Below are 13,030 nucleotides of genomic sequence, written 5' to 3'. Positions count from 1 at the left end.
CGCCATCTCTCGACAGTCAACCAGCTATCGGGCAATAGTCTCAGCCCCATGAATCGATTGAAAGCGGTTCACATCCGAGCCGCCACCGCTTGCTGCGCGGGCCTGATTGCCTGCATCGTTCTGCTCGCGTCTAGTTCTTCGCGATCGAGCGCCGACTCGGCGGTATCGAACTCCGCCGCTCGCTTCCATCAAGAGACTGCGGAGTTCATCGAAGCTGAACTGCGGCTTTATCCGGAGCGCGCGACGGCGCTTGGCGATCATCGCTTCGACGATCGCGTTAACGATTTGTCCAGGGCGGGCGCAACCGCCGTAATCGATCACGCACACGAGTGGATCAGGATTTTCGGCGGCGACGATCCGCACGCGCTGGCTGCGGCGGACGAGGCCGATCGCGAATGGCTGCTCGCTCATCTGGATGGAGAACTGCTGTGGAACGAGCAAATTCGCACCTATGAGCGCGATCCGGGCGGTTATCTTCCAACGTCGGCGATCAACGCGCTGATAAAGCGCGACTTTGCGCCGCTGCCATCGAGGATGCATTCGGTGGCGGCGCGCGAAATCGCCGCGCTCAAAAATCTCGAAGCGGCGCGAATCAATCTGAAGCCGACTGCGACGCCGAAGGTCGCGATCGAGATCACGCTGCAGCAGATGGCGGCGACGATCGCATTTTTTCGGAGCGACGTGCCGCTCGCATTCGCGAAATTGCCAGACGGTCCAGACAAGTCGAACTTCGCCCGCGCGAACGCAAATCTGATCGCGGCGATCGAAGACTACTCGCGATGGCTCGAGCACGATCTGACGCCGCACGCTTCGGGCAAATACGCGATCGGCGCTGACGCGTACCGCCGGATGCTCGCGGACGCCGACATGGTCGATTTGCCGCTCGAGCAACTCGAGACAGTTGGCGTGAATGAACTCGCGCGCCTGCAAGCCGAGTTCGTCAAGACGGCCGCCGCGATCGAGCCGGGCCGCGCGCCCGCCGACGTGATGAAGGCGCTGGCTCGCGAGCATCCTGATAGCGCGGAAGTCCTGCCCGCGGTCGCATCTGGGCTCGAAGATCTTCGCCGCTACGTGCTCGAGCATCATCTCGCGGCGATTCCCTCCGACGTGTTGCCGCTGGTTCGTGAAACACCACCGTACATGCGCGCGACTACGTTCGCCTCGATGGACACGCCGGGGCCGTTCGAAAAATCCACCGAAGCTTTTTTCTATGTCACGTTGCCGGAGCCGTCGTGGAGCGCGGAGAAGAAGGCGCAACTGCTCGCGTTCTATGCGCGCCCCGCGATTTCAGATACGTCGGTGCACGAGGTTTATCCCGGCCACTACGTGCAGTTCTTGAACAACCGGCTGCTGCCGGATCAGGTAAGGCGGATTTATCATTCGGGCGCGAACGCCGAAGGATGGGCGCTATACTGCGAGCAGATGATGCTCGACGAAGGGCTGCATCGCGGCGACCCGAAATATCGGCTCGCGCAATTGCAGATGGCGCTGATGCGCGCGTGCCGCTACCTCGCGGGAATCCGGATGCACACGCGCGGGATGACGGTGGACGAGGCCGCGAAGTTTTTCGAGACCAATGCCTATCAGACGCCGCACAACGCGATGGTCGAGGCGCTGCGCGGCACCGACGATCCGGGCTATCTGCGGTATCAGCTTGGCAAGCTGATGATTTTGAAATTGCGCGAAGACGTGCGGCGCCAGCAAGGAGCGGCATTCGACCTCGGCAAATTCCACGACGATTTTCTCAAGCAGGGTGCGATCCCGATCAAATTGATTCGCCGCGCGATGCTCGGTACCGACGGCCCGTTGCTCTAAGGCCAGGCGCGAGCATGCTACCTGGGTTCACGCATATCTCGCGCAACCAATGATTGAACTTTTTGAATTCGCTTCAGCGCGCCTTGAAGCCGCCGTGGAGTGACCGCAGAATTCCAAGGATCATCGGAATTCGCGCCTGGCTGATCGGGTCACCGGCGAGATGTCCGGGCAGGGCGTTTAGGAATTCAGGGTTATCGACAAGCATGCCGATTTCTCTGCCGATGTAGCGCCGGAGCGCCGCCGAGGAATCGGCGACTTCCTCGACAACCGTCGGGCGACCATCGAGCACCGTTGTGATGTCTTCAAGGTCGCTGCTCGCATAGAAATCTCCCTTACCTCGGCCGCGAAAAGCTCCCAGCTTCGTCGCTATAAAGTACGGAGCGGTCACAACCCTTAGCTCGAATCCGTCGAGCGGGATGAGGTTGGCAGTTTCGATTGCGGGTTTGTACCAGCGGTTCGAGAAGCCAAGGATTCGCTCGTCGGTCGGCATGACATCGAGCTTCATGTGGTCGATCAGCCATCGGCAGATCGGAGCACCTTCTGACGAGTCTTCGGAAAAGCCGAGGCTGCGAAGTCTCTTCGAAAAGCGCGAATACTCGGCGTAGGACGCAACTTCCACGATGACATCGACATCATCTGTTGCTCGCACCGGAGAGGCGCCGGGGTCGGTAATCAGGAGCCCGGTCGTGCAACCACCAAGGAACACGATCTCCGGCAGCAATGGCTTCAGCTTAGCCGCCATTGCGGCCAGAAGTTGCCTATTCGATTGGAGGCTCAATTCTTGAGCCGAACGGAGAGTTCGTGTTTCGCCAGTGCGCGCTCCCTCGCACTCCCGTCGCGCAGGGCGTCGACCAGCGCGAGAAGCTGGTAAAGTTCCGGGTCCTTCAGCGCCGCTTGAGGAACTCTTTTGTAAAGTGGCAGGAACGCGTAGCCGCGCCTGGAACCTTGCTCGAACGGCCAAACCGGAACGGGCTCTTCCTGCGTCATTTTGCGATTAAGCGGCTCGGCCGCAGAAGCGGTGGGAATGCCACGAGTCATGCCTCCTTTCTGGGGAGGAAAAGCGTACCTGATCCCATGGACGATAAATTCCTCGAGCGCTTTAGCGTTTACGCGGTTGCCAAGTTCGGGTCCGTGAATCAGCCGCGCCGCGCGAGCGCGGTGAATTGAAGCGTGCACCTCGGATGGGCTCATGTAAAGATCAACGGCCAATTGGGCATAGGTGGGCCGCTTGTCCCCGGTCTTGAGGAGCTTCAACAGGACCACAATATCTTGAGGCTTCAGTGTCATGCGCTTCATTGAGCGTTCTATTCGCTATTCGCGATTCTAGAATAGCGAATACCCGGAAGCAACCCGGCAAGCCTTGGCCGTCGCGCCCCTGAGCTGTAGAGCCAACGCCGCCTTGTATCGACCCTTCGGCCGGAGGAACCGGAACAGCCAGTTCCACGTTAGATCGGAATTGGAAACCGACTGCGGATTTTTTTCCGCACCCTGCTAATATCGCCGCGATGATTGGCGCGCCAGACAGCGACTCGTATCAACGCGGATGGTATGAACTCGAACCGGATCGCGAGGCGGGACTTTCCGGCGGCGCGCGTATCGCGGCCGACGCGATCGCGACGATTTACATCGCTGCGATTGCCGCGACGGCCACCGCCACCGGAATTTACTTCATCATGTTTCCCGAACTCGGCGCGCTTTCCTACGACGTCTTCGGCCGCCCGCGCGGACGCTGGAGCAATTCGCCGACGTATCTCGCGCTGACGCCGGTCATCACCGCGATCCTCGGTGTCGTCGTGACGCGCGCCATGCCTTACGGCGTCGCGTCGGTGATGATCACCGTGATCGGCGCGCTGGCCATTATTCTCGCGATGCGCTCGCCGGTCGCGCCCGCGATTTCGGCCGGCCTCCTGCCGCTGGTGCTCGGAATCAAAAGCTGGATGTATCCGCCCGGGATTCTGTTCGGGACGACGTTGCTCGCGCTGATGTCGATCGGCTGGCGGCGATATCACGCCAGTCCGAGCGATGACGTCTCGCGCGAGCCCCAACCCGACGCGAACCCGACTGGAATCGCGTGGCTGATAGCTCTGCTCACGTTCGTCGCGCTCGCGGCCTGCGTCGTCCGCATCACGGGGCTTCGCTTCATCCTGTTTCCGCCGTTGGTGGTGATGGCTTACGAAATGTTCGCGCACGAGGCGTCGTGCGCGTGGGCTGACAAGCCATTCAGGCTGCCGGTCGCGGCTTTCCTCGCTTCGGCAGGCGGCTTTGCGTTCTGGCATTTCTTTGGAGCGACTCCGCTGACCGCCGCGAGCGCCATGATTTGCGGAATCGTGGTATTGCGCGCGACACGAGTGCACGTTCCGCCCGCGCTGGCGGTCGCGTTGCTGCCGATGGTGATGGATGCGCCGACTATCGCGTATCCATTCGCGGTGGGATTCGGCACGCTGATGCTGACGCTGTGGTTCTATCTCTATCGCCGCGTGCTCGGCGCGATCAATTGATTCCTGCAGCACGAAAAAAGGGCGGGCATCGATTGCCCGCCCTGATTCACATCCTGAGAGTTGCGAGTTCTGCGCGTTTGCTAGAGCGACGATTTGACCGGGCGTCCCGAGATCACTTCGTCGATGAGGCCGTACTCGACCGCCTGCGCCGCCGACATGAAGTTGTCGCGATCGGTGTCCTTCTCGACCTTCTTGATGTTCTGGCCGGTGTGGCGCGACAGGATTCCGTTCAAAATTTCGCGCAGCCGGAGCGCCTCGCGCGCGTGAATCTCGATATCGGACGCCTGTCCCTCGAATCCGCCCGACACTTGATGAATCAAAATGCGCGCATGCGGAAGTGCGTAGCGGCGGCCCTTGGCGCCCGCCGCGAGCAACGTCGCACCCATGCTGGAGGCCTGCCCGACGCATAGCGTCGACACCGGCGGCTTCACGAATTGCATGGTGTCGTAAATCGCGAGGCCCGCCGTTACCGAACCGCCGGGAGAATTGATGTACATATTGATTTCGCGCTCGGGATCCTCGGATTCGAGGAACAGCAGTTGCGCGGTGACGATGTTAGCAAGATCGTCGGTGACGGTCCCGCCCATGAAGACGATTCGATCCTTCAGCAGCCGCGAATAGATATCGTACGACCGCTCGCCTCGGCCCGTCTGCTCGACAACGTAAGGAACAAGAACACTCATATGATAAGGATACTATTTGGCGGCGTTCTGGTCGAGGGCGTAGGTGCTGAATCGAGCAAAACTGAAACTTTTGTGGCGCGTGATGGCGATGCTGACGATGACACGGCTCGTCGCGATCGCATCGGCGGCGGCGCCCGTCGACGACAAGCACTACTACTTGCCGGATGCGGCGGCGTCGAAGATCGTCTCAGTCGCGAAAACCGGCAAGGCGGAAGCCGAGGTGATCGTGATGACCGAAGCGGTCGCAATCAAGGAGACCGGCCCGAAAGAGACGGTCGCAAAATTCGGCGAGGTTTATGCGTTCTCGCCGACGTTAATCGCGATTCAGCGCGACGTGCCGACGATACTGACTTTCTGGAATCTGCAATCCGACGACGAGCACGATTTGATGCTCGCCGATCCGAATTCAAGGGTCCTGATGCACCTGAAGCTGCCGCCGCTCTCGAAGACGTCGTACACGTTCACGTTCCATAGGGATGGGATTTTCAATTTCTACTGCGCGATGCATCAGCCGGAGATGAACGGACAGATCATCGTGATGCCGGCGTCGAAATGATCTGGCCGCGGAACTTCAAGTGCCCTTTTTGATGCGTTCCACGGCGCTGGCGAGACGCTTGACGGTGCGCTCCTTGCCGAGCACCTCGATCACTTCATAGATGCCCGGACTGACGGTGCCTCCGGTGATCGCGACGCGCACCGGCTGCGCCAGTTGTCCGAGCTTCAAATTGTACTTCGCGAGAACCCGCTCGAAGACCTGCTGCACCGCCGGCGCCGTGAATTCGCCGTCGATCGAACCGATCTCGGACGCCAACGCGCGCAGTGGTTCGGCGATCTCGGGTTTCAGAAATTTCGCGGCAGCCTTCGCATCAATCGCGATGTCATCCTTCAGATAGAAGACCGCGAACTCGGCGAGTTCATCGAGCGTCTTGGCGCGCTCGTGCAGCGTCGAGACCATCTTTTCGAGCCACGCGTCATCACCCGGAATCGGCCATCCGCGCTTTTCGATGAACGGCTTGACCTCGCGCGCCAACTGCGGTATCGGCCGCTGCTTAAGATAGTGGAAATTCAGCCACAACAATTTTTCGGCGTTAAAAATGCCGGCCGACTTGCCGCATTCGGCGAAACTGAAAAACTGGACCAGTTCATCCTTCGAGAAAATTTCCTGATCGCCATGCGACCAGCCAAGCCGCGCGAGATAATTGAGCATCGCCTCGGGAAAATACCCGCCCTCGCGATACGCGATCACCGACGTCGCGCCGTGACGCTTCGAGAGCGGCGAGCCGTCGGGACCGAGCACCTGCGGCATATGCGCGAACGCAGGCGGCGCGAAGCCGAGCGCCTCGAACATCTGAATCTGCCGCGGCGTGTTCGGCACGTGATCGTCGCCGCGCACGATGTGCGTGATGGATAAGTCGGCGTCGTCGAGCACGCTCGCGAAGTTGTAAATCGGCGAGCCATCCGAGCGGATGATGATCCAGTCGTCGAGATCGGCGTTCTGAAAAACCATGCGGCCCTTCACGAGATCGTCGAGCACGGTCTCGCCGTCGAGCGGCGCCTTGAAGCGAATCGTGTAGTTGCGGCCGGCCGCTTTTTCGGGCAGCGCAAGGTCTGGCGAAAAGTCGAGGTTGCGGCATTTGCGATCGTACACCGGGCGGCGGCGTTCGCGCTCAGCCTGCTTGCGTTTCGCGTCCAATTCTTCGGCGCTGCAATAGCACGGATAGGCCTTTTGCTCGAGCAGCAAAGTGAGCGCGGCCGTGCGATGACGCTCGACGCGATTGGTCTGAAAGTACGCGGGATCGGGTGGACCTTCGTCCCAATCCATCCCGAGCCATCGCAAATCGCCGAGTTGTTCCTCGAGCGATTCCTTGCTCGAGCGCTCGCGATCGGTGTCGTCGATTCGCAGGATGAATGCGCCGCCGTTGTGGCGCGCAAAGAGCCACGCAAACAGCCCCGAGCGGACGTTGCCGATGTGCAGCGAGCCGGTCGGGCTCGGCGCGAAGCGGGTGCGGACCTTCACGATGACGTTACCAATCGCACGATGTCACTCCCACTCGATAGTCGCGGGCGGCTTGGACGTGATGTCGTAAACGACGCGATTGACGCCCTTCACTTCGTTGGTGATGCGGCTCGACACGCGCGCCAGAAACAACGGATCGAGGCGCGCCCAGTCAGCCGTCATGCCATCCTGCGACTCGACGACGCGAATCGCGATTACGCTTTCGTAGCTGCGGCCGTCACCCATCACGCCGACCGTCTTGAGCGGCAGCAGCACTGCGAACGATTGCCAGATCCTCGGGCCGAAGCCAGCCGCCGCAGTTTCTTCCATCACGATCGCGTCGGCGCGACGCAACAAGTCGAGGCGATCGCACGTGACCTCGCCGACGATTCGCACCGCTAGTCCCGGCCCGGGGAAGGGCTCGCGATCGACGACCTCCGCTGACAGGCCCATGCTGCGGCCAGCCTCGCGCACTTCGTCCTTGAAAAGCTCCCGGAGCGGCTCCACCAACTGAAGGCGCATCCGCTCCGGCAATCCGCCGACGTTGTGATGGCTCTTGATGACTGCCGACGGACCTTTGAACGACACCGACTCGATCACGTCGGGATAGAGCGTGCCCTGGCCTAAAAATTTCGCGTCGCCGAGCGACTGCGCTTCTTCCTCGAACACATCGATAAAGGTATGGCCGATGATGCGTCGCTTCTGCTCGGGATCGAGCACGCCCGCGAGGCGCGTGAGAAAAATTTCGGACGCATCGACGATCTTGAGCTCGAGACCGAGCTGGCCGGCGAAGACGTGCTCCATCCGATCGCGCTCGCCCGCGCGGAGCAATCCCGTATCGACGAACACACACTCGAGGCGGGAGCCGATCGCGCGATGAATCAGTGCGGCGGCAACCGACGAATCGACGCCGCCGGAAAGTCCCATCAGAACCTTGTCGGTCGGGCCAACCTGCGCGCGAATCTCGGCGAGCTTGGTCTCGACGAAGTTCGCCATCGTCCAGTCACCCCGCTCCCCGCAAATCCTGAGCACGAAATTGCGCAGCACCTGCGCGCCGCAGGGAGTGTGAACTACTTCAGGATGAAACTGGATGCCGCGGATTCGGCCGTCGCGCGTTTTGAAGGCGGCGTACGGCGAATTTCCGCTGTGGGCGATCGCGGTGAGCATCGCGGGCAGCGCCTCGACGCGATCGCCGTGACTCATCCAGACGCGATGCTCGCGGCCGGCCAGGCCATCGAACAGGATGTCGTCGCCGTCGATCGTCAACGTCGCGGGGCCGTACTCGCCCGCGCGCGAACCGACGCTCGCGGCGCCGAGATGCTGCGCAATTACGTACAGGCCGTAGCAGATTCCGAGCACGGGGCATCCGAGGTTGAGGACCTCGTCGCTGATATCGGGCGCGTTTTCCTCGTACAGGCTCGCAGGGCCGCCGGAAAGAATAATTCCGCGCGGATTCATCTCGCGGATTTTGTCGGGCGCGAGATTGAACGGATGGATCTCGCAATACACGTTGGCCTCGCGCACTCGCCGCGCGATTAGCTGCGTGTATTGACTGCCGAAATCAAGAATCAGGATCACGAAAATTGCCCCGGGACGCCGCGATTCATTGCGCGATTCATTGAACGAAGAATATACCGGACGCTCGAAGCTGTACGAAGCGCGCCGTCATAGGATTCCACACAGACTCGATTCACGCTCGCTGCGGCTTCTGCCTCGGACGCGGCTTGCCGCGAGGCTGGCGCGCCGGCGCGCTGCCCTGCACCCACGAACGGCCGGTGCGGCGAAAATCGAGCCTGAGCGGCGTGCCGACGAGTCCGAGCGCTTTGATGAACCGAGTTTCCAGAAACCGCACGTAATGAGCAGGAATCCCGCGTTCGACGTTGGTGAAAAATCTTAAGCGCGGCGGCGCGCTGCCGACCTGCGTGACATACATGATGTTGAGGCGGCGCCGATCGACCAGCGGCGGATCCATCGCGGCGGTCGCCTCCGCCAGAATTCGATTCAGCATCGAGGTTTGAAACACCGATCGCCACGAATCGCCCGCCGCGATCGCCGCCGCGATGATACCGCTAACGCCGTCGCCCGTGAGCGCCGACGTAAACACCATCGACGCGTACTCGAGAAACGGGTAGCGCTCGTGAGCGTCGCGCACGAACGTCGCGAGCTTGAGGCCCTGCTTCGCGGCGACATCCCATTTGTTGCAGACGATCACCATCGCGCGATCGTTGGTGTCGGCGAGGCGCGCGAGCCGTGCGTCTTGATCGGTGATTCCTTCGGACGCATCGATCACCAGCAGCACGACGTTAGCGCGCTTGATCGTTTCGATCGCGCGGCCCACCGAATGATGCTCGAGTTCGCCCTCGACGCGCGTCGGCCGCCGAATCCCCGCGGTGTCGATCAGCAGCACCTCGCGGCCCTCAGCCGAAAGCCGCACGTCCACCGGATCGCGCGTGGTGCCGGGCGTGTCGTCGACGATCGCGCGCTCGAATCCCGAGAGCCGGTTGAGCAGCGACGATTTGCCGACGTTGGGCCGACCGACCAGCGCCAATCTCAAATCGGGGCCGGAGGCTGGCGTGGCATCACGCTCCGGCAGCATCGCGACGATTCGATCGAGCAGCTCGGCGACGCCGAGACCATGCGCGGCGGAAATAAAGGAGATGTCGTCGGCGCCGAGTGCGTAGAACTCCGACGCCTGCGCTTCCTGCCCCGGCCGATCGATCTTGTTCACGGCCATGATCAGCGGACATCCGGTTTCGCGCACCAATCCGAGCGCCTCGGTGTCCGCGTCGCTGAGGCCGCTCTTGCCGTCGAGCAGAAACACGACGACGTCCGCGACGCCAACTGCGGCGAGCGCCTCGCTCACGATTCGATCGGTCATCCGTTCGCGTCCGCCAAGCTCCAGGCCGCCGCTATCGACCACGACGAACTCGCGATCGTTGTGCTGCGCGCGGGCGAAATTCAAATCGCGGGTGGTGCCGGGAATCGCGCTGATGATCGCGCGGCCGCCCTTCGCGATTCGATTGAACAGCGTCGATTTGCCGGCGTTAGCGCGTCCGACCAGCACGACCGCCGGCAATCCTTCCGCCGCGATTCGTTTTGCTTCAGCGCCCCGCGCGACGCCGCTCGATCCGCCGCGCATCGTCACGTTCCAAACTCCGCGATCTTGCGCGGATCCTGCGTCCAGTTGCGCTCGACCTTGACGATAACTTCGAGAAACACCTTTGCGCCGAGCAGTTGCTCCAGTTCGATCCGCGCCGCGGTGGCGATTTCTTTCATCGTACGGCCGCCCGCTCCGATCAGCATCCCCTTGTGCGATTCGCGATCGACAATCACGGTGGCGCGAATCTTCTTGAGATTGCGCTCCGCCTCTTCCACGAATTCATCGACGCGCACCGCCGTCGAGAACGGCACTTCCTGGCGCATCTTCAGGAAAATTTTCTCGCGCACGATTTCTTCGGCGATCATCCGCTCGGTTTGATCGGTGTATTCGTCCTCGGGCATCAGCGCCGGACTGAGCGGGAGCAGCCGCTTGATCGTCGCGATCAATTCATCGACGTTTTCGCCTTTCAGCGCGCTGATTGGAACGATTTCCGCTCCCGGAAAGCCCTGATTGATCTCCGCGATCAGCGGCAGGATACGCGCCCGCGCGAGCCGATCGACCTTGTTGATCGCAATGATGGTCGGATGCTTCAGCGCTCGAATGTCAGTCAGCACGATCCGATCGCCGGGGTGGAGCGTATCGCCGGCTTCCACCACTGCCACAATGACTTCGCCCTCCGCGATTGCGCGCCGCGCGACCTGCACCATCCGTTGATTCAGTTCTTTTTTCGCTTCGTGCAGGCCCGGCGTATCGAGCAGCAGCATCTGCGAGTCCGCGTCGCTGCGGACGCCGAGAATCCTGCGGCGCGTGGTCTGCGGGCGCGGCGTGACGATCGCGATCTTCTGGCCCACCAGGCGGTTGACCAGGGTCGATTTGCCGACGTTGGTCCGGCCCGCGATCGCCACGAATCCTGCGCGATGCTCATTCATTTGGATTCAACGCGCTCCTGCATGATGCGCTCGAGCGCGAGGCGCGCCGCCGCCTGCTCGCTTTGCTTCTTGCTGCCGCCCTCGCCGACGCCGAGATCGCGCCCCGCGATCTTGATCCGGGTGGTGAAGCGCTTGGCGTGATCGGGACCTTCGGTCGCGATCAGTTCGTACACCGGCTGCATCCGAAAACTGCGGTACGCCGTTTCCTGCAATTCAGTTTTGTAGTCGCGCTCGGCCGCGGGCCCGCCGATATCATCAGCGAACAGATGCTCGATAGTGTGCTGCGCGGGCGCGAGGCCGCCGTCGGTGTAGATCGCGCCGATCACTGCTTCGAACGCCGCCGCGAGGATCGAGGTCTTCTCGCGTCCGCCGCTCTTTTCTTCACCCTTGCCAAGTTTCATTATTCGGTTCAATTCGATCGACTGCGCCTTGAGCGCCAGCGTGCGCGCGTTCACGATCGATGCGCGCTGCTTCGAGAGCAGTCCTTCCTTCGCGGTCGGAAACTTCCGCATCAAGAGATCGGCGATCGCCAAATCAAGCACCGCATCGCCGAGAAATTCGAGCCGTTCATAGTGCGTGTCCGTGCCCACCGCGGCGCTCGGATGCGTCAGCGCAGTCTCCAGCAGGTCGGCGCGGCCAAACGTGTAGCCCACCGCGCGCTCGAGCTTGATTCGGGGATTTTCAGGAGGCTCGGCCGGACGCCGCGGCTGCTCCGCGCGGCCGAACAATCTCCGCAACCAATTGGGCGCCTTCAACTGCTGAGGCCTCCACCTCGACTTCGTGATTTATCAATTCATCGGGAGCTTGCGTCTGGACCCGCACGTAATTGCGGCTATAGCCGCGCAGCTCGCCGGTCTCCGCCCGCTCTTCAAGCAATACTTTAAGTGTGGCGCCGACGAAACGACGTGCAAATTGATGTCGCTTCCGCTCGCCGAGTTCTCGCATCAACGCGGCGCGGCGCTTGATATCCGCAGGATTAACTCGTCCCGGCAACTTCGCCGCCGTGGTCCCCGCGCGAACCGAATACGGAAACACGTGAAAATAGCTCAGCGGGATCGCTTCGACAAAATTAAAGCAGGACTCGAAATGACGCGCCGTCTCGCCGGGAAAGCCCACGATCAGATCGGTGCCGATCGCGGCGTCGGGCCATACGCTCAGCACCTTCTCGACGCGTTCGCGAAAATGCTCGCGTAGGTAGCGGCGGCGCATCTTCGACAGCAATTCGTCGTCGCCGGCCTGCAGCGGCAGATGAAGATGCGGGCAGAATTTTTCGCTGCGCGAAATTATCTGCACGATTCGATCGCTCAACTCTTCCGGATCGAGCGAGCTGATTCGCACGCGCTCGAGCGGACATCGCTCGGCGACCATCTCGAGCAGATTCGCCAGTTCGATTTGCGGCTCGAGGTCCTTCCCGTAGCCGCCAAGATGCACGCCCGACAGCACCACTTCCTTGAAGCCGCGCGCGTGCAGATCGTCGAGCGCAGCCATCACGCGCCGCGGTTCGACACTGCGCGAAGCGCCGCGCGAAAATGGCACGATACAGAAGGTGCAGAACTGGTCGCATCCTTCCTGCAATTTCAGAAACGCGCGCGTGTGGCCGTCGAGCGTCACCGCGCCAAGTTCGATCGGCGCTTTTTGCTTGCGGAGATCGGACACCATCACGCGATCGCCCGCGCCGGATTCGATCACGCGCTCGAGATCGCCGAGGCGCCCGAGTCCCACGACCGCATCGACTTCGCGCGCCTTCGCTAATGCTTCGGGATTCGCCTGCGCCAGGCATCCGGTCATCACGATGCGCGCGTTGGGATTCAGCCGGCGCGCGCGCCGCGCAATCCGGAGGCTCTCCGCGTCGGCGCGGTCAGTCACCGTGCAGGTATTAACGATATAAACGTCGGCAGGCTCGGAAAAATCGCAGCGCTCCATGCCGCGCGCCGCGAGCCGCGACTCGATAATCGCGGAATCGTACTGATTGACCTTGCATCCGAGCGTGGCGATTGCGAAGCGCATAT

The 13,030-nt window shown here is 61.7% G+C and carries 12 protein-coding genes; 3 read left to right on the top strand and 9 right to left on the bottom strand.

Features of this window, described 5'->3' with window-relative positions:
- The first annotated feature begins 48 nt into the window (after window positions 1-48).
- A complete protein-coding gene (locus Q7S58_RS20830; RefSeq protein WP_304830598.1) occupies window positions 49-1,815 on the top strand; it encodes a DUF885 domain-containing protein in 1,767 nt (588 codons plus the stop codon).
- A gap of 73 nt (window positions 1,816-1,888) precedes the next feature.
- Here Q7S58_RS20830 and Q7S58_RS20825 read toward each other — a convergent pair whose 3' ends face one another.
- A complete protein-coding gene (locus tag Q7S58_RS20825; protein ID WP_304830596.1) occupies window positions 1,889-2,557 on the bottom strand; it encodes a hypothetical protein in 669 nt (222 codons plus the stop codon).
- A 32-nt stretch (window positions 2,558-2,589) separates the two neighbouring features.
- Window positions 2,590-3,111 carry a hypothetical protein gene (locus Q7S58_RS20820; RefSeq protein WP_304830594.1) on the bottom strand — a complete coding sequence of 174 codons (522 nt, stop codon included), beginning with the start codon at window positions 3,109-3,111 and terminating at the stop codon, window positions 2,590-2,592.
- Window positions 3,112-3,320: 209 nt separating this feature from the next.
- Here Q7S58_RS20820 and Q7S58_RS20815 point away from each other — a divergent pair, with 209 nt between their 5' ends.
- Entirely contained in the window at window positions 3,321-4,313 is a 993-nt protein-coding gene (locus tag Q7S58_RS20815; RefSeq protein ID WP_304830591.1) for an HPP family protein, read from the top strand.
- Between the two features lie 80 nt (window positions 4,314-4,393).
- Here the strand turns inward: Q7S58_RS20815 and clpP are convergent, their stop codons facing one another.
- On the bottom strand, window positions 4,394-4,996 hold the full coding sequence (gene clpP, locus Q7S58_RS20810; RefSeq protein ID WP_304830588.1) for an ATP-dependent Clp endopeptidase proteolytic subunit ClpP: 603 nt from the start codon (window positions 4,994-4,996) through the stop codon (window positions 4,394-4,396).
- 43 nt (window positions 4,997-5,039) lie between these two features.
- On the opposite strand from clpP, the gene Q7S58_RS20805 reads away from it, so the two are divergent.
- The gene (locus tag Q7S58_RS20805; RefSeq protein ID WP_304830586.1) at window positions 5,040-5,552 is read left to right on the top strand and encodes a hypothetical protein; all 513 of its coding nucleotides are present in this window, start codon (window positions 5,040-5,042) and stop codon (window positions 5,550-5,552) included.
- Between the two features lie 15 nt (window positions 5,553-5,567).
- Here Q7S58_RS20805 and gltX read toward each other — a convergent pair whose 3' ends face one another.
- The 6 genes from gltX to mtaB all read right to left on the bottom strand — a co-directional run bounded on the left by gltX (window position 5,568) and on the right by mtaB (window position 13,028).
- Window positions 5,568-7,016: a glutamate--tRNA ligase gene (gene gltX / locus Q7S58_RS20800; RefSeq protein ID WP_370655568.1), complete on the bottom strand. Its 1,449-nt coding sequence runs from the start codon at window positions 7,014-7,016 to the stop codon at window positions 5,568-5,570.
- A gap of 21 nt (window positions 7,017-7,037) precedes the next feature.
- The gene (gene guaA / locus Q7S58_RS20795) at window positions 7,038-8,570 is read right to left on the bottom strand and encodes a glutamine-hydrolyzing GMP synthase (protein ID WP_304830582.1); all 1,533 of its coding nucleotides are present in this window, start codon (window positions 8,568-8,570) and stop codon (window positions 7,038-7,040) included.
- A 112-nt stretch (window positions 8,571-8,682) separates the two neighbouring features.
- Window positions 8,683-10,131 (bottom strand): ribosome biogenesis GTPase Der, encoded by a 1,449-nt coding sequence (gene der / locus Q7S58_RS20790; protein ID WP_304830580.1) that lies wholly within the window; start codon window positions 10,129-10,131, stop codon window positions 8,683-8,685.
- Between the two features lie 2 nt (window positions 10,132-10,133).
- Complete coding sequence (gene era, locus Q7S58_RS20785) at window positions 10,134-11,021, bottom strand: GTPase Era (RefSeq protein ID WP_304830577.1); 888 nt, start codon at window positions 11,019-11,021, stop codon at window positions 10,134-10,136.
- The gene (gene rnc, locus Q7S58_RS20780; protein WP_304830575.1) at window positions 11,018-11,776 is read right to left on the bottom strand and encodes a ribonuclease III; all 759 of its coding nucleotides are present in this window, start codon (window positions 11,774-11,776) and stop codon (window positions 11,018-11,020) included. The genes era and rnc overlap by 4 nt, the downstream gene beginning before the upstream one ends.
- Entirely contained in the window at window positions 11,703-13,028 is a 1,326-nt protein-coding gene (gene mtaB / locus Q7S58_RS20775) for a tRNA (N(6)-L-threonylcarbamoyladenosine(37)-C(2))-methylthiotransferase MtaB (protein WP_304830573.1), read from the bottom strand. Before mtaB ends, rnc begins: the two co-directional genes overlap by 74 nt.
- Window positions 13,029-13,030: the final 2 nt, after the last annotated feature.

The sequence above is a fragment of the Candidatus Binatus sp. genome (assembly GCF_030646925.1).
Classification (GTDB): Bacteria; Desulfobacterota; Binatia; order Binatales; family Binataceae; genus Binatus.
Note: the sequence above shows the minus strand (reverse complement) of the source record. Positions and strands in the feature narration are given on the sequence as shown.